We start from the raw sequence: 17957 nt of genomic DNA on the forward strand, positions 1-17957 counted from the left end.
ACGCAATAGAATCTCATTTTCTTTTCCCCCTAAACTCTTTCTTTAACTTACGCACTTCTTGAAAAAATTGCAAATAAGCAAAGATTCGCCCCCCCCCCCCGCACAGAATTAGCAGTAATGAGTGCTTTACCTAATTTATAAGTAAAGCATTCTTTTTCTTTTAAGGCTTGTTTGTAATCTGTATAGGATTCTAAAGGAGGAAGTTTTAAGCTAGGATTCTTTGCAACTCTTGCTTCATAATCTGCAATTTCTTTTCTATGTGTTTCTTTGATATAAGATAACACATAAGGCATTCGTATATATCCCCATAAACTTTTAGAGTTTAGAATCATTGCAGAACCTAGTTTGTAGGCTAAATGATTGTGGATTCTGTGTTTTGCGGTTAGGAACGCAACCTTAGAATCCGCCTCTTTAAGAAAGGGAATGAAGCTCAAAAACATTTCATTTTGCGATTCCTTAATCCGTGCTAAATCCATAATTTTTTTGGCTTGCGTGATATTTCCATTAAAAAAGCAAATTTTAGCCGCGCAAAAGCAAATGTAGGGAAATTCCTCCTTTGCATTTTCCAAGTAAGCTTTAAATTGCTCTTTAAAAACAATATGTGTATTCCACAAAACAAGCAGCAAGGACGCAAGATATTCTTCTCCCCTCTCATTTATCACATTTTCAAGATATTTTTCTGCGCGGTAGATTTGCTTCTGTCTTAAAAACTCCTCTACTAACATCACACGATACGCACTATTGCACATATCAAATTCCAAAGCCAACCACAAAAGCCTAATGCGCTCCTCAAAGCTCACTCCAATTTGCCGCCCCAAAGAGTAAGCATAAGCGCAACTCACACTTTTTTGCACATTAGAAATATCCAAATAATCTTTCATTTTTGGGACAATAAAAGCATTATAAAGCTCTTTTTGCGTGAAATAGACATTGAAGTTCAAAAGCTCATTTTGCGACCCCAAAAAAGCAGCAAATTTAGAAAATGTGGAATGATTCGCAATCGTTTTTTTCGCTTCAGCCATCAAACACACTTCAAAAATCGTTCTCTGTGTCTCATTCAAATTCTCGCTCCAAGTTTGCGCGTTGATGAAATTTCCACTCTTTACCTCATCGTCCAAAACCTTAGATACTGCTTCGTTTGCCTTAGAATCCGCTCCAAAAAGCAAAACTTTAAAGCCAAGCTTGATAAAATGTCTTGCCGCAAAAATCACCAAATCCACAGGAAAAAAGTATTTATGGATAACAGGACAAAACACAAATCTCCTATATTGCGTCTCTATGGAATCCCCGCTTCGCATATGCAGGGCGACAAAATCACCTATTAAAGCCGCTTTTGCCCTAGCATTAGCAATCTGCTCCTTGTAGCGAGGCTTCATCGGCAAGTTAGAAAAAATCTTATAAAAAGATTCCTTGTATTCGCTCGTATTCAAATCTGCAAGATTCGCCTTTGTCGGGATATAATAATTCATTACCCAAGTTCCCCAAACTTCCCTACAAGGCTTTTCTTGCAATTCTTGCAAAGTCTTAAAGCACAAAGTATTGCCCGCCCCGCGCAAGGGGAGAACATCGGAATAATTATGCTTTTGTAAAAACTCCCTTTCAAAAAGCTCTTCAGCAGATTCCATAAAAACCCCGCTTTTATCCTTGTCTAGTTGCGACCAAACAAACCCGAATTTAAATCCCAATTTCTCCGCAAGATAAATCGCAGTTACAAAAGCACTCATTCTACTGCCAAAGGCATCGTCTCGCCCTGCGATTAAAAGATTCTTTTTCCTCTTGTAAGCCTTAATACTAAAGTCGCCTAAAAGCTCTATTGCAAAACTTTTCACTTCAAATTCTTGATTCAAAAGAATCCATATTTCTTTTTCGTTTATTTCTAGTCGCGGAAAAATTCTTAAGCCATTGATTGTGATTTTCAAATGCCCTAAGTCGTTTGCTCCAATATTTCTAAGCCACAGGCAATCCAACCACGTTTCTTGCTCCAATGTGTAGCCAAAGGAAGTTTTGTTGAGGTGGATTTCTTGCAAATCCTCTTGCTTAAATATCATCACCCCCTCCTAGAATCGTGCGGTATTGTCCAAGTAGCCTTTGATTATATCCCTCACTATCAAACTCTTTAAAAGTAAGTGGGGATTGTAGCATTCGCTTTAACCCCTGATAGATTCCCTCCTCTCCTCTTGGGACAACAAGCCCGTATTCATCGTGTTCGCCTAAAAAATCCCTCGCACAAGTAAAATCTGTGCAAAGAATCGGACGCTTTAGTATTATCGCTTCAGCGAGCACGAGGGCTTGCCCCTCGTGCTCGCTGGAAAGCGCAAAAAAATCGGCTTTTTTAAGGAAATTATAAGGATTGGCTTGGAATCCAAGCAAAAAGACTTTATTTTTCATTCCAAGCCTTACAATAAGCCTCTCTAATTGCTCCCTCAACGCCCCCTCCCCCAAAATCAACAAAGTAAGTTTAGGAATCTCCTTGCTTATTCTAGCAAAAGCCAAAATCAAGCTTGTTTGGTCTTTTTCAATAGAAAGCCGCGCAATATTAATAAAGACCCTATAGCCTTGCTTAAAGCATTTGCGCTCTATTTCCTTTTCTAATGGAATCGCGGACTTCCTTAGCACCTCATCAGCGTTGATGAAATTGTGCAAAGTGCAGAATCTGTCCTTAGTGATTCCATATTTATCGGATAAATCCTCCCTGTTTTGCGCATTAGTTGCTTCACTTACGCTTAGGAGCTTGGAAAATCTTTTATAAAGGTAAAAAATTCCCTCTAATTGAGGGAATTTTTTATAAAACTCTCCTTGCATTGTATTGTGCAAGAAAATATACTTGCGCTTTAGCGGTGCATACGCATACAAAAATGCCCAATACAAACTATATCCTTCATAATTGATACAGCAATCAAACTCACATTCTCCATACACTCTGCGCCATTCTCTCTCCCAAGCCTTTTGCACGAGGGATTCCTGCTCGTTATTTCTCTCTCCTACGAACTCCCCTCCAAGCAGCCATTTTTCTTGTATATCAAGGTTTAGTGTGCCTACTGCTGGTAGAATCTCTACCTTGTCCCTAATAGAATCAAAAATCGCTAGTCGCTCGGGATAAGGCGCAATCTGCCCGCCATTGACGCTAACAAAGAAATCATACTCTTGGCGCAAATGCGCAATGAGATTCTTAAACGCACTTCCAATCCCATTGGGCATAAAATGCCCTTGAAACATTAAGATTTTTGGCTTTTGAGGCTGCACTTGATAGAGTTTGCTAGAATCGTATCTATCAAAGAAAAAGAAATCTACGATTCTTTGTGTAGAATTGCCATCTTCTAGCGGGAAAAACCGCTCCTTAAGATGCGTGTAGCGATTTTTCGCACTCAAAAACTTCGTATCGCCCAAAAGCACTTTGACTTCCTCTATACTCTTGCAGTATTTTAGCCCTAGCTCCTCAAAGCCAAAATACACACCCCGTTCTTTTTTGTATTGCGCATAATCATACGCATAATACAGAATCGGTCTATCAAGGGGCATAAAGTCAAATGCAATGGAGCTATAATCCGTGATTAAAATATCTACAATGCTTAAAAGCTCGTTGGTATCTATCTCTCTATCATTGGCATCACAGATTCTTAAGTCTTCTTTCTCTATATACTTAAGAGTTTCGTAATGTCCTTTAAAAAGGATTTTAAAGGACATTACGGAGAGCTCTTGCAAGAGCCTCGTGATGGTCGCGTACTCAAACTCTGCTTGCCCAAAGAATCCTCTATAAGTTGGCGCATACAATAGCACCTTTTCTCCCTCTTTTATTCCAAAATGTTCTCTTAATCTTTGCTTATTTGTCTCTTGCAAAGTCAAATCTATCCTTGCATAACCGCTAAGCAAAGCCTTGCCACAATAAATCTTAGAAATCCCATAATCCTCTAAAAGCACTTTTTGCATAAATGCGTTAGGATTGATAATGTGTGTGGTTTGCAAGAAGTTTCTTTGTGTATTACTATGCTCTAAAAAGGTTGTTTTGATGTATTTTCCAAGACTTTTCATCGCAGTGCCGTGCCAAGTGTTGAGATAGAATTGCCCCTCTTTGCGAATGAAATAATAAGGAAAAGTCGTGTTGTTGATAAGGTATTTTGCACTTGCAAGATAGCGCAGATACAAATTACTTCCGCGTTTGACACAAATGAGATTCTTTAGCCTCCAATACTCTCTTTTGATATAATCACTACTTTCAATCACCCAAATATGCGTGAAATCCTTAAACCGCTCGTCATTTAATAAAAACTTAAAAATCGCATAAGGATTGCAGCTCATCAATCTCCCGTGAAAACTCTCATACAAAATCGTCTTGTCGTTCAAAGGGAGAGTTTCATAATAATGCGTATAAAGCGCCCTTTGTTTAAAGCTTTGATTCTTCAAGGAATGTATCATTTATAATTCCCCCCCCCCCCGACTAATAGTGGGTATGCATTCGTTGTTTGGAGATTTAAAAATGCATATGTCGCACCCTCAAAGTCTTGGAGTGAGGAGAGACAGAATCCCAAACGATAAATCCAATAGTTATTCAAATCATTGTTGCGATTGACACCTTGCGTGTAGGATTCTACCGCACCTTTTAAATCTCCCATACGCTCCTGAACAAATCCAAGCCGAAAATGTGTTTGCGGGTTTTGATAATTGAGTTTCAAGGATTCTTGATAATATTTCATAGCATTTTGCCAATCATAAAGCCACTCAAAGCTTTCGCCTATTTTTTTAAGTAGCAAATCATCAGAATCGCAAGAGTGCAGTTGCTCCAAAAAAGCACGATTAGCAAACCTCCATCGCTCTTTTGCAAAGTGAAAAACCCCGATTCCATATCTCTTGGATTCTAACTCCTCATCTAATTTAATCGCTTGTGCATAAGTTTCTTTGGCTAATCTTAAACTCACTTCGTCTGATAAATTCTCATAAGCATATCCCATTTCATAATAAAGTTGTGCAAGATTTTCCTTGTGTTCGCACAGCGCAATAGCTCTTTTGTAAGCTTTGACTGCTTTATCATAATAGTGCATTGCTATACAATCCTCTGCGAGATTTAGGCATTTGCCATAGCTCTCCCCTTTTTGTTTGATTTCCTCCTCTATGGCGATGATTTCTTGCCACCAAAGCTTTGTGGGAGCAAAAAGTGCAAAATCCCTCATTTTCGCAATTTGGAATTGTTCTTTGTATTTTTCGTTTTCAGAGTCTAACTCTAGTGCTTTTTCAAAATACTGACTTGCTTCTTTGTAATTTTTGCATTTTTTATAGCACATTCCGATTTTAAACAAATTCTCTGTATGGTTTGGGCAAAACCTCTCTGCAATTTGGTAAAACTTATTTGCTTTTTCATAGTCTTTATCTTTATGATAAATTTTCATCGCATAAAAATAAAAAGGATAAAAAATTAATACTTTCATTCTGTTGTAATTCCTTGTTTAAATTCTAAATACTCTTGCACGAAATCCTTTTCGCCTAGTTCTCTTAATCTTTCTAAAATTTTGCTTTCATTGCGCATAGAAAACACTTCAAAAAGCAGATTATAAAGCGAACAAATAAACCATTGTTTATTTGTAATTTCCATATTCGGAGTGGTCAAAAAAGTCTCATATTGCGCAGAATCTTTTGGGGTTTTCCATTCGCCATAGTTTTCTTTCAAATACAAAGTATAGTTTTTTGGTGCTAGATATTGCTTACCCAAAAACTCATAAGGCGCAAGCTTAAAAGGTGTATTCCACCACCGCACATAATCTCCATCGTGATAAATCCTCCCCCGCTCCTCATAATGCGCAAAAACATCAATATAAGTGTTGTTTAAATGGCGAATCTGCACACCACCTTGATAATTTTTAAAAAGAGTATTGAGCTTGAAATTCTTACTTTTTTGTAGAACCTCTCTTGCTTTTTGCAAATCTTGCTTGTAAATCCCAACATCTATATCCTTATCATAGGAAATGAAATTATGCTCACGCACGCAACCTAGAAATGTGCCAGAGACCAAAAACATTTGGATTTCGTTTGCTTCTAAGAGATTCCGCAAATCCTCTAATGCCTCTTTTGCACTTTTTAAATCCATTACTTCTTTTGTGATAAGATTCTTAGAGTTGCCTTGCAAAAATAAAGATTCCTTAAAAAGTCTTTTAGCTTCTTTATATTCCCCGATTCTAGCAGCTGCATTTGCGAGGTGCTTTAGAATCTCCCATTGGTGCGGCTTAAATCTTTCAAGACGATAAAGATTATTACTTAAAATCTGCTTGGCAGCCTCTAAATCCTTAGAATCTTGGATAATTTTTGCAAGAATTATCCAAGTCTTTAGCCTTTTGGATTTTTGCAAGAGATGCTCCAAAGATAAAAAGGCTTCTTGCTTGCAACCCAAATAAGCTAGCAACATTACTTGCAGGTAAATCGCGTCTGCGTGGTTGGGATTAGATTTCAAAAAACAATCCAAATGCTTTAAACTCCGCGTGAAATCCCCATAAAAATAAAAAATCTCTGCGAAATAAAATTCCGCGATTCTTTGTTTGAAAAATTGTAAGTTTTTAAGAATCAAAAAGGCTTTAGAATGGGTTTTTAGACTTTGCATATAAACTTGCGCCAATAGACAAAAAACAAAAGTCAAAGGATTCGCTCCTCTGCTTTCCCGATAAGTCTTTTGGAAAATCTTTTTAAAAGTCATTTTTAATTCTTTGTAAAAGTTCGCTTGTGGAAATATTTTGCGTTCTAGGCAGATACACGACTTGACAAATATCTCTAAAATCATCAAATTTTCCTGCCCAATCATCACCCATTACTAAAATATCTGCTTCATAACGCAATAAATACTCTCTTTTTAACTCCAAAGACTCTTCTAAGAAAACACTATTGACAAATTTCAAAGAAGCAACAATATGCGCCCTCTCAATCTCGTTCATAATGGGATTGCGCGCCTTTTTTGAAAAATTCAATGCGTCAGAGGAAATGCCGACAAAAAGCTCATCTCCCAATCTTGAAGCTCTTTCTAAAAGCTTTAAATGCCCAAAATGAAATAAATCAAAAGTTCCAAATGTCAAAACTCTTTTGCGCTCTAAAATCATTAATGCCTACAATTAATCCAAATTTTGTATTGAAAATTATAGTTTTCAAACCCGCCATTATATATTATAAATTCTTAAAATTACATACCAAATGATTTAAGGAGGAATCATAGGTTAAATTCATCTAAATTTTAAACTTTATTGAATAAAACACACGAAGTGTTTTCTCATCAACTCATATTTGCGAGCTATGATGTGCTTTGCGATTCCTAATAATCCTGCATACTCCATTTCCCACACAAGAAAATATATGTATTGAAAACTATAATTTTCAATAGAAAAAGAAAGTATTGATAAATTCATTCAAGCTATTAAGAGTTCTTCAAAAAACACGAATATAAAAGGAATAAATGCAAAAAACTAAATCCAATTCCAATGAATATGGAAATAAGGTAGTTGGCATTATTATCCCTATCTATAATGTAGAAAAATATTTAAGAGAATGCCTAGAAAGTATCCTTCATCAAACCTATAAAAACTTAGAAATTCTTTTAATTAACGATGGAAGCACAGATTCTAGCTTGCAAATAGCCAAAGAATATGCACAAAAAGACAGCAGAATCACAATTATTGATAAGGAAAATGGCGGACAAGCAAATGCTAGAAATGCGGGAATAGAGTTTTTCAGTGGGGAGCTTGTGGCAATCACAAAGGAATCCACAAAGGACGCAGATTCTTTGCATTCCTATCAAATAATAGGAGAGAATCTCTACCAAATCCACACCATTTATAGCCTTAAAAGTTCGCTAGAGATTCCAATCATTGACTATTTGCAATTCGTAGATAGTGATGACTATATAGAGCTAGATTGTGTAGAACAATGCGTTAAGAGAATGCGAGGGGTAGATGTGCTTTGGTTTGATTTTCAGCGAAAATACGAAGGAAATCTTAACTACGATTCCGCAAAAAAGCCAACTCCACTTACAAAATATGGCTTCTGCGAGGAATGCAAGATTACACCTGCGGCATTATTTACACAAAGCAAGCTAGTAGAACGAAAATGGTATGCTTTTACTTGGCAAGGAATGCTTGATTTTAGGTTTTTGCAAGCCATTTCACTCAAATTTGCAAATGTTCCTTTGGAGGAAGACCATCACTTTTGGCTTTTGCTTCTTGCTCAAAGTCAATGTATTTTTATTTTTCCCCAAAAACTTTATTTTTATCGTATTCACCCCCATAGTATGACAAATTATGGGGGCAAGACGGGGCTTAAAAACATTCCAAAACAACTTCAATGCTATTTGAAAGATTTTTGCGGGAATCCTATGCTTTTGCACAAATATTGTCGTGCTGGAAGTGCCGCAACAATGCTAGGAGATATTTTTAGACAAATGGAAAGCGGAAAGATAGAACCTCAAACTTGTGCAATTCTAAAGCAAAACATTTTGAATCGCTTATGTATGTTGGCGATGAATTTAGAAAGCTTCCAAGCTGACCCTATGGGTTTCCTGCCCCTACTAGCAAAAATCAAACCCTATGCAAAAGAACAAAAAATCGGTGCGTATGCACTCTTACATCAAAGCCTAGAGTATCAGTTAGGATTAGCCACACTTTCAAGCTTCAAAAGCATTTCAAATTTTTTAAAAAGTTTTGGGGTGATTTATCGGGTATTGCAGAGATACAAAAAGCTAAAAAACATAGAGAATGCAAACTCTTTGCAAGATTATTGGGATTTCAAAGAATCGGAACATTTAAAGAAACATTTGTCTTTTAGGATTGGGAGGAAACTCACAAAATTATGCTTTGACTGACTGCTGGTCCTTGAAAGATTCTGCTTATATAAAATCGCAAAAGGTGAGTCTTTGCATCTCGTGATAATAATCACAAACTACTTTCGCTGATACCATTCATACACTTCTTTGATTCCTTGCTCTAATCCGATAGAATCCCTCCAACCCAAAGAGTGGATTTTGCTTACATCGCTTAATTTGCGCATTGTACCATCGGGTTTGCTAGTATCAAAGCAAATCTCCCCTTTAAATCCCACAATCTCTTTGATTAAATACGCTAAATCTTTGATAGAAATATCCTCGCCTGTGCCAATATTAATTTGCGTATTGCGTATTTGTGTAGAATCTTTGGCATATAAATCTTTAAAGTTTAAATTTTGCATAATAAACACGCACGCGTTTGCCAAATCCTGCACATATAAAAATTCTCTTCTAGGATTCCCGCTGCCCCAAATTTCCACAGAATTAGGTTGGATTCCAAAGTGGTGGAGATAATTTTTAGCTTCCTCAAAATTTTGCATTTTTAAATCTCGCAAGATTTCATCTTGCTTATTTTGATAATAAAGTTTAGCAAGATGTATTTTTCTAAGTAATGCAGGCAGAACGTGAGATTTTTCCAAGTCAAAATTATCATTTTCGCCATAAAGATTTGTTGGCATTGCGCAAATAAAATTTGTGCCATATTGGAGATTATAAGATTCGCACATTTTAAGTCCTGCAATTTTGGCAATCGCATAGGGTTCATTAGTGTATTCTAGCTCGCTTGTGAGTAAAGAATCTTCCGTAATGGGTTGTGGGGCATTTTTGGGATAAATGCAAGTTGAGCCAAGAAAAAGCATTTTTTTCACACCGCTTATATACGCATTGTGGATAATATTATTTTGAATGGCAAGATTTTCATAAATAAATTCCGCTCTATAAGTGTTATTTGCTAGAATCCCACCCACTTTTGCCGCACATAAAAATACATATTCAGGCTGCTCTTTGGCAAAAAATGCACTCACACACTCCGATTGTGTCAAATCTAGCTCTTTATGGGTTTTAATCAGTAAATTAGTATAACCTTGATTTTGAAGTTCTCTATAAATTGCACTCCCCACAAGTCCCCTATGCCCTGCAACATAGATTTTACAATCTTTTTGCATTTGCTTCCTTTAAAATTGTGCAGATTGAGAGCGTGGGTTTAGATTGATTAAAGTAAGCGCGTATATAAATATGCAATAAGCAAGCTATAAGGATTTTTATTTGGGCTTTTGCAAAATGAGAATGGGGCAAAAAAATATAAACAAAAGCAGTATAAAAGGCAACAAAGGAGAGGAATCTATTTAATGCCCCCCCCCCGATACTCTCTGCTAAATGCAAAATGTAAGGTTCTACATTAATATGGTGATTTCCTATAAAAAATCCATTTTTATGCAAAATTTTCGCATTTTTTAGCTCACCAAAAATTTCATAATCAAAATATTTCATTACTTCATTTTGTGTGAAATCTCCCGTAACAATCGGGCGGTATTCAATATTGTTTGCCTCTAGCTTTTGTATCACTTCTTTTCTTGTGAGTGCAGAATCTGGCTTGATTATAAGAGAGAATCCAAACCAAGAGCTAGAACCTATTTCCTTTTGAATAATAAAATCGGGGTGATTTGCAAAATACTTTTGGAAGATTTTTGCATTTTCTCTGCGATGTTTTAAAAAATGTGGCAGTTTTTTAATCTGCTCTATGCCAATAGCCCCGCTCATTTCCACTGGACGCACATTATATCCGGGTAAGATAAAGCGAAAAGATTCGCTAAACCAATCCTCACTTTTAGGCGCAACTAAATTGTCTTTGGGTAAATTCCTTGTCCAACCGTGTGCCCTCAAGCAGAGTAAAATATGATAAAGCTCTTCATCATCTGTTACGACAAATCCACCTTCCATTGTTGCAATATGATGAGAATAAAAGGTTGAGAATGTCCCCATAACACCAAATGTCCCTGCTTGTTTGCCCTCAAATTCCGCCCCCATAGACTCGCAATTATCTTCTAAAACAATGATATTCTTGCCCTCAATGAGTTTAAAGATTGTGCTAAAATCATTAGGATTCCCTAGCAGATTCACACACATTATCATCTTTGTTTGCTCACTGATTGCCTCTTTTAAAGCTCTCAAATCATAATTAAGCGTATGCAAGTTTATATCTACAAATTTCAGCTTCAACCCATATTGATACAGAGGATAATAAGTCGTGCTCCAAGAAACTGCAGGAACAATGACTTCATCGCCCCTTTTAAGTTTAGGATTTTTGGTATAAAAAAGTGCAGCGGTGGCGATGAGATTTGCCGTAGAGCCCGAACTTGTCATTACTGCGTATTTTGAGCCTATAAATGTTGCAAAATCTCTCTCACACTCTGCCACTTTCTCACCCATTGTGAAAATACCATTTTTCACAACTCCTTGTATAGCATCTAACTCTTTATTATCCCAAGTTGATGAGGCTAATGGATAATTTTGCATTTTATTCCTTTCCTTGTTGTGTTAAAAAATATTCATAGGTTTTTTGGATTCCACTCTCAAGTGTTGTTTTTGGATTCCAACCAAATGCTTTTAAGCGCGTATTGTCAATGAGTTTTTGCTGCATTCCGCTAGGTTTTTGTATATTGTGGCAAAACTCTCCCTCGTATCCAATTATTTTAGCGATAGTTTGATAATATTCATTGATGTTATAATCATATCCTAAGCCGACATTGAGGTTTTGTGGCATTTTTTCAAAGTTTTCTAGTGCATAAAAGACAAAATCCGCTAAATCTTCCGCATACATAAATTCTCTCCTTGCACTTCCATCGCCCCAAATCTCTACTTCTTTTAAATTTTGTTGCTTAGCATTATGGATTTTTGCAATCACGGCGGGGATTAAATGCGCTCTTGTAGGTTCAAACTTATCATATTTGCCATAGAGATTGCACGGAATCGCAGTTTTATATAAATAGCCATTTTGTGTTCTTGTGATGTATTCGCACATTCTTGTAGCAAGAATCTTAGCTAGGGCATAACCCTCATTTGTTGGTTCTAACTCCCCTGTTAAAATATATTCTTCTTTGAGAGGATTTGGTGCATTGCGTGGATACATACAGGAGCTTGCGAGATTTAAAAACCTCTTGATACCTATTTTCACGCTTTCATTGATGAGATTTAGTCCTATATAGGCATTTTCTGATAGAAACTCAACAGGTTTTGCGATGTTTGCAGCGATACCTCCCACAAGCCCAGCGCAATGCACAATACAATCAGGCTTATTGTCTTTTAAGAATCTCTGTATGCTTGAAAGTGAGAGTAAATCCATTTGCGCTCTTGTGGGTAAGAGAATCTCATAAGAGAGACTTTGGGATTTCTCTAAGAGATTGCGTCCCACCATTCCGCTTCCGCCTGTGATTAAAATCTTCATTATTCAAAATACCGCATAATTTTGTATCCACCTTCTTTGAGATACACATCTTTGCGCATTAGTTTTAAATCGCTCTCCATCATATCATTGACTAAATCTTTCAAGTCAAATTCACGATTCCAGCCTAACTCTTTTTCAGCTTTGCTTGGGTCGCCAAGAAGTAAATCTACTTCTGTGGGGCGAAAATATCGTTTATCTACTGCAACAACTTCTTGTCCGATTTTAAGATGCTCTAAATTTAATCCAAGACTTACTGCTTTAGCAGAATCTAACGCACTTACAACGCCTTTTTCATCTGCGCCACTTCCTTGAAATGCTAATGTGATACCACAATAGGCAAATGCTAAACGCACAAAGTCTCTAACTTGTGTTGTTTTTCCTGTGGCAATCACCCAATCCTCTGCCTTTTCGTGTTGTAAAATTAACCACATCATTTTGACATAATCCTTTGCGTGTCCCCAATCACGTTTAGCGTCTAAATTGCCAAGATAGAGCTTATCTTGTAGATTGAGTGCAATTTTAGAAGCTGCGCGTGTAATTTTACGTGTTACAAAGGTTTCGCCTCGCACGGGGCTTTCGTGATTAAACAAAATTCCATTACACGCAAACATATTATAGGCTTCTCTGTAATTCACCGTAATCCAATACGCATACATTTTCGCCACTGCATAAGGAGAGCGGGGATAAAAGGGCGTGCTCTCGCTTTGAGGAATCTCTTGCACCTTGCCAAAGAGTTCAGAGGTGGAAGCCTGATAAATACGCGTTTTGTCAATAAGATTTAAGAATTTTACTGCTTCTAAGATTCTAAGTGTGCCTATTCCATCGGCATTTGCAGTATATTCGGGTGTTTCAAAGCTTACAGCTACGTGGCTTTGCGCGGCGAGATTATAGATTTCATCAGGTTGGACTTCTGCAATCAAACGCGTGAGATTCATAGAATCTGTCATATCACCAAAATGCAAGTAAAATGGAATTTTCTTATTATGGTGTCCATCAAAGAGATGATCGATTCTATCGGTGTTAAAAAGTGAGCTACGCCTTTTAATGCCGTGAACTTCGTAACCTTTATTGAGTAAAAATTCACTCAAATACGCTCCATCTTGCCCTGTAACACCTGTGATTAATGCTTTTTTTGCCATTTTCCCTCCTTATTTAATATATTCTAAAATACTATTTTCTATATTATAGCTAAATAGACGATGATAATTGTCTTTTATTGCTGCTAAACGATTTTCATAATCTTCTTTGCAACAAGTTTTTAAAATAGAATCTAAATCAGAATCCTCCTTTAAAATTATCATTCCGTCTGTATTGAAAAATTTATCAATCTTTGTTGCTCCTAAATAAATAGGGATTGTCATTGATGCAAAACAATCTAAAACCTTTTCTGTAAAATAAAAAGAGGAAATCTCATTTTCTATAACAATTTGGTAGCGATAATGTTCCAAAGATTGAGATTTAAACATTATTGGTTTATTGTTAAATTCACCAAAAACATCAACTTTGCTATTTTGCAAAGCCCTTTTGGCAAAGTGATGCCTAATATGATGAAGAGGAGTTAAGAGCTTGTTAGAACACACCATAGAAATATCTTTTTCCTTAAACAAATAGAGATTTTTGTCAAGTCTTGGATTATCCTTTTGATTATTTCTAACTTCATTACCATACCAAATACTCCAAAAGGGTAATAATCGCGCATTCGGCAAGGTATCTAACAACTTATCCGAATGCGTCAAGACTAAATCAAAATCTTTGTGTAAGGCTTGGGTTTGAAATGCTGTATTAATCTTTGGTTTTATACCCGGTGGTTCTACAAGCCAAGCATATCTTTTCATTGGATTTCCTATCGTTTCAAAGCAGCAATCATCTTGGTAAAAGTGTATAGGCAAGCTAATATTGTGCATATCCCAATAAATTTTTGCCCCCCCCCCGCAATAATGCTCTGATCTGATAAAGAAAACATATAATTTCTCACCTTTGGCATTATAAACTGCTGAGGGATTAGAACAGAAAGAATGCGGTGAAGGAATATACAAAGGATATTTACTACCTTTTTTGGTTTTTAAATATAAATAAGGCTCCTCTTTTGGAAATAAAGCCTTTCTAATCTTGTGTCTTATTTGTTTTGATGGAATAAAGGAGCATAATATTTGAACAAACCCTACTTGAATATAACATACAATCTGATATGTTAAAATTTCCAAAAAATTAGTATCTTTCAGTTTGACTTTCATTACGCTTTCCCTTATTCTCTATTAAAATCATCTTCTATTCTTACAATGTCGTCCTCGCCTGTGTATTCTCCAACTTGTGCTTCAATCAAAACAATAGGAATTTTTCCCTCATTGCTTAAGCGATGTGCGTGCCCCATCTTAATATAAATAGATTCATTGGGGCGCACAAGCGAAACTTCTCCATCAATCTCTACTTTTGCAGTTCCACTAACAACAATCCAATGCTCATTACGGTGAAAATGCTTTTGCAGTGAGAGTCGTTTGCTCGGATTTACGATAATTTTTTTGATTTTATATCCCTTGTTATCCTCTAGGATTGTGAAGCTTCCCCATGGACGATAGGTCGTTAAATGTGTTTTGCAAAGGTTACCCTTACTTGATAGTTTTTCTACGATATTTTTAACTTTTTGGGATTCTCCCCTTTTGGATATTAGGAGACAATCACCCGTGTCTATCACGATGGAATCTTGCAATCCAATAGTAGCAACCACTTTTTTAGGATTATCGCAATAAATCAAATTGTTTGAGGATTCAAGTATGGTAGCATTTGCCTCTATAGCGTTGTTTTGTATATCTTTTGAAAAAGTGTTAAATAAAGAATCAAAACTCCCGACATCACTCCACGCAATGTTGCTTGGCACTATTTTTACATTTTTAGATTGCTCCATAATGGCATAATCAATGCTATTTGATGGAATCTTATCCATATCCTTTAGATAAACAACATCTTCTAATCTTTCTGCGCAAGTAGAAACGGCTACACAGGAATCATAAATTTCTCTTGCATAAACTTTGCACTCTTCAAGCAGAGTTTTAACCTTAAAACAAAACATTCCTGAATTCCAAAAATAATCTTTAGAATCCACATACATTTGCGCAGTTTTTAAATCCGGTTTTTCTCTGAAGCTCTCTACATCTTCGCCCTTTGCTTTAATGTAGCCAAAACCCGTTTCTGGGAAATTAGGAGTAATGCCGAAGGTTACCAAATGTCCCTTTTGTGCTAAAATTGATGCTTTTTGCAAGCATTGCGCATAAGAGGCTTCATCTTGGATAAGATGGTCACTTGGAGTAACTAACACAATCGTATCTTCTGGCAATTCTAAACACGCTAGGATAATTGCTGCTGCAGTATTTCTTGCAGAAGATTCTAGGATAAACTTAGAATCTTTCTGAATTTCTCTAAGTTGTTCTAAACTCAAGAAATATTGCTCATTATTTGTAACAATTAAGGAATCTTGGCAAAATTTTGCATTGCGTAATAGGGTGAGTTGAAAAAGAGATTGCGTTGTCGTATTTTGCTGCTCTCCCTCATTGCCTGTATTAATATTAAAGATTTTTAAAAATTGTTTGGGAAAGTTAGAACGGCTTAGCGGAAAAAGCCTTGTCCCACTTCCACCACAAAGAATAATGTTTGTCATAGATTAATTTTCCTATCTAAAATTAGCAACATTATACCTAAGTATTATAAAAATTTGCAATCTTTATGCTTCCCCCTAAACTCTTTCTTTAACTTACGCACTTCTTGAAAAAATTGCAAATAAGCAAAGATTCGCCCCCCCCCCCGCACAGAATTAGCAGTAATGAGTGCTTTACCTAATTTATAAGTAAAGCATTCTTTTTCTTTTAAGGCTTGTTTGTAATCTGTATAGGATTCTAAAGGAGGAAGTTTTAAGCTAGGATTCTTTGCAACTCTTGCTTCATAATCTGCAATTTCTTTTCTATGTGTTTCTTTGATATAAGATAACACATAAGGCATTCGTATATATCCCCAAAGACTTTTAGAGTTTAGAATCATTGCAGAACCTAGTTTGTAGGCTAAATGATTGTGGATTCTGTGTTTTGCGGTTATGAGATAGATACTAGGGACTTGGTTGTTCTTTGATGACTTTTTCAGTGCTAGCTTGTTTAGGCTGCTCTTTTCTTTTTCTTTTTGGAGCAATACATTAAACAAATGCTCTTTAAACATTTCATTTTGAGGTTCTTTTTCATAGGATTTTATAGCAAATTTTAGAGTTTGTTCAAAATTCTTTTGGAATTCACAAATTTTAGAAGCAATATAGGATAGATTAGCATATTCGCTTACGATTTGTTTAGTAAAGTTTGGGAATAAAGGAGCATAAGCAATGCCAAACCAATTTTCACTTTTCACAAATAATGTATCAAAAAAATCTTTTTCTTGCAAATACTCTTTTGCTTGACTATTTGCTAGATTTAAATCCTGCAATATCAAATACTTTAATAGATAAATCTTAAATTTCGGATTTGCAGAATCTAATCCTATGGCTTCCTTTGCATAAGAGATTAGGCATTTTGTGTCTCCTCCAACTTCCTCACATAAAATCATTTTATGAAAAAGGGAAAACGCCTTTTGTGATTTACTTAAGTTCAAACTAGAATAATCTCTTTGTAAAAACTCGTATTGTTCTATTGGAGAAAAAACAGAATAATTATTAATAAATTCTTGATTACCAATATAATGAGCTAATCTCACAACAGCAGAGTGCGTGCCATACAATCTTTTTGCTCGAGACATAAAAATAATATCAAAAAGAAAATTTTCAATGTTAGAATAGTTTCGATTTGATTTGAAATTTTCAATAAAAAGGATATTATCTTGATTAGCAATCTCTACGATTTTTCGCAAAGATGTAACATCATCACCAACTAAAACAACTTTTCCTTTTAAATTTTTTGCGATATTAAGAGCTAGTTCTGCATAAGTTGCGTGTTTAACACTTACCATATTCCATTTGCGAAAATTGGAATAATCATAAATGGTGTCTCCACTTCGAACATGAAGTGCAGAAAAATTGCCTAAATTCTTAGCTTGATTCTCTGCTTCACCAATGATTATGCTCAAAGAATCACAAAATTCAATTTCCTTGAAAGTTTCAGACAAAATTGCCCTATCTTGTTGAGTTAAATCAGAAAAAACCCCAAAAACATCACTCAAACCATAAACAAAACTTTCTTTAAGTTGATTTTCAAAAGCTGCTTGAAACTGCTTAAAAGTCCGAAAAGGTCGCCCAAGGCATAAATTTAAGCTAGAACCTCTATCGTAGTCTTTAATATAAAATTTTTCTATAAATCTTTTAGAAAAGATTTTCTCTTTCTTATCACAAGACGCTCCTATAATTTTTTGCTCATTTGAGCCTTGCCAATTAACATTCTGCTCCCTTTGTTTTAAAAACTGACCTTCCTCCCACACAAATTTTGCTAAATGAATATCGCCTAGTTTTTTAGCTAAAAAGAGTGTAGTAAGCAAAGAGATTAGTCTGCTTCCTAGTCCATCTGTACGTTCCGAAATAAGGAATGTTGAAGTATTCATTTGTTATTTTTATATTCCTTGTAGTCTTTATATAGCATTATTGGTAATAAAAAAATCTTCCATGACCTTAAACTGGTAACCAAAGTATGCCCTAAACGATAAGAGAGTTGTTTCTTGATTTTTTGCTGCCCAGCCTTGTAAGCATCTTGTTCTTTGCTTTTATTGGGG

General features: G+C 35.8%; 12 protein-coding genes and 1 pseudogene. 1 reads left to right on the forward strand and 12 read right to left on the reverse strand.

Features of this window, described 5'->3' with window-relative positions:
* Nucleotides 1-47: 47 nt before the first annotated feature.
* Genes CQA43_RS09020 through CQA43_RS09040 form a run of 5 tightly spaced genes read right to left on the reverse strand, consistent with a single transcriptional unit; the run spans nt 48 to nt 7073 of the window.
* Entirely contained in the window at nt 48-2048 is a 2001-nt protein-coding gene (locus CQA43_RS09020; RefSeq protein WP_115552268.1) for an O-fucosyltransferase family protein, read from the reverse strand.
* Nucleotides 2038-4413 (reverse strand): glycosyltransferase, encoded by a 2376-nt coding sequence (locus CQA43_RS09025; RefSeq protein ID WP_115552269.1) that lies wholly within the window; start codon nt 4411-4413, stop codon nt 2038-2040. Before CQA43_RS09025 ends, CQA43_RS09020 begins: the two co-directional genes overlap by 11 nt.
* Nucleotides 4410-5420 carry a tetratricopeptide repeat protein gene (locus tag CQA43_RS09030; RefSeq protein WP_115552270.1) on the reverse strand — a complete coding sequence of 337 codons (1011 nt, stop codon included), beginning with the start codon at nt 5418-5420 and terminating at the stop codon, nt 4410-4412. Before CQA43_RS09030 ends, CQA43_RS09025 begins: the two co-directional genes overlap by 4 nt.
* Nucleotides 5417-6676, reverse strand: coding sequence for a tetratricopeptide repeat protein (locus CQA43_RS09035; RefSeq protein ID WP_181881679.1), 1260 nt, complete (start codon nt 6674-6676; stop codon nt 5417-5419). Before CQA43_RS09035 ends, CQA43_RS09030 begins: the two co-directional genes overlap by 4 nt.
* A complete protein-coding gene (locus CQA43_RS09040) occupies nt 6666-7073 on the reverse strand; it encodes an adenylyltransferase/cytidyltransferase family protein (protein ID WP_115552272.1) in 408 nt (135 codons plus the stop codon). The genes CQA43_RS09035 and CQA43_RS09040 overlap by 11 nt, the downstream gene beginning before the upstream one ends.
* A gap of 350 nt (nt 7074-7423) precedes the next feature.
* Between CQA43_RS09040 and CQA43_RS09045 the strand changes: the two genes are divergently transcribed.
* Complete coding sequence (locus tag CQA43_RS09045; protein ID WP_115552273.1) at nt 7424-8824, forward strand: glycosyltransferase family 2 protein; 1401 nt, start codon at nt 7424-7426, stop codon at nt 8822-8824.
* 77 nt (nt 8825-8901) lie between these two features.
* Here CQA43_RS09045 and CQA43_RS09050 read toward each other — a convergent pair whose 3' ends face one another.
* From CQA43_RS09050 to CQA43_RS09080, 7 genes and pseudogenes are all read right to left on the reverse strand, one after another.
* Nucleotides 8902-9948, reverse strand: a complete 1047-nt coding sequence (locus tag CQA43_RS09050; protein WP_115552274.1) for a GDP-L-fucose synthase family protein — start codon at nt 9946-9948, stop codon at nt 8902-8904.
* Nucleotides 9949-10165: 217 nt separating this feature from the next.
* Nucleotides 10166-11299, reverse strand: a pseudogene (locus CQA43_RS09055) (DegT/DnrJ/EryC1/StrS family aminotransferase); the annotation flags it as partial.
* Nucleotide 11300: 1 nt separating this feature from the next.
* The gene (locus tag CQA43_RS09060; protein ID WP_115552275.1) at nt 11301-12227 is read right to left on the reverse strand and encodes a GDP-L-fucose synthase family protein; all 927 of its coding nucleotides are present in this window, start codon (nt 12225-12227) and stop codon (nt 11301-11303) included.
* Complete coding sequence (gene gmd, locus CQA43_RS09065; RefSeq protein WP_115552276.1) at nt 12227-13366, reverse strand: GDP-mannose 4,6-dehydratase; 1140 nt, start codon at nt 13364-13366, stop codon at nt 12227-12229. Before gmd ends, CQA43_RS09060 begins: the two co-directional genes overlap by 1 nt.
* Before the next feature lie 9 nt (nt 13367-13375).
* Complete coding sequence (locus CQA43_RS09070; protein WP_115552277.1) at nt 13376-14461, reverse strand: glycosyltransferase family 10 domain-containing protein; 1086 nt, start codon at nt 14459-14461, stop codon at nt 13376-13378.
* A gap of 11 nt (nt 14462-14472) precedes the next feature.
* Nucleotides 14473-15879, reverse strand: coding sequence for a mannose-1-phosphate guanylyltransferase/mannose-6-phosphate isomerase (locus CQA43_RS09075; RefSeq protein ID WP_115552278.1), 1407 nt, complete (start codon nt 15877-15879; stop codon nt 14473-14475).
* Nucleotides 15880-15923: 44 nt separating this feature from the next.
* Nucleotides 15924-17789: an O-fucosyltransferase family protein gene (locus tag CQA43_RS09080; protein WP_115552279.1), complete on the reverse strand. Its 1866-nt coding sequence runs from the start codon at nt 17787-17789 to the stop codon at nt 15924-15926.
* Nucleotides 17790-17957 lie beyond the last annotated feature (168 nt).

The organism is Helicobacter ganmani, assembly GCF_003364315.1.
GTDB classification, from domain to species: Bacteria; Campylobacterota; Campylobacteria; order Campylobacterales; family Helicobacteraceae; genus Helicobacter_D; species Helicobacter_D ganmani.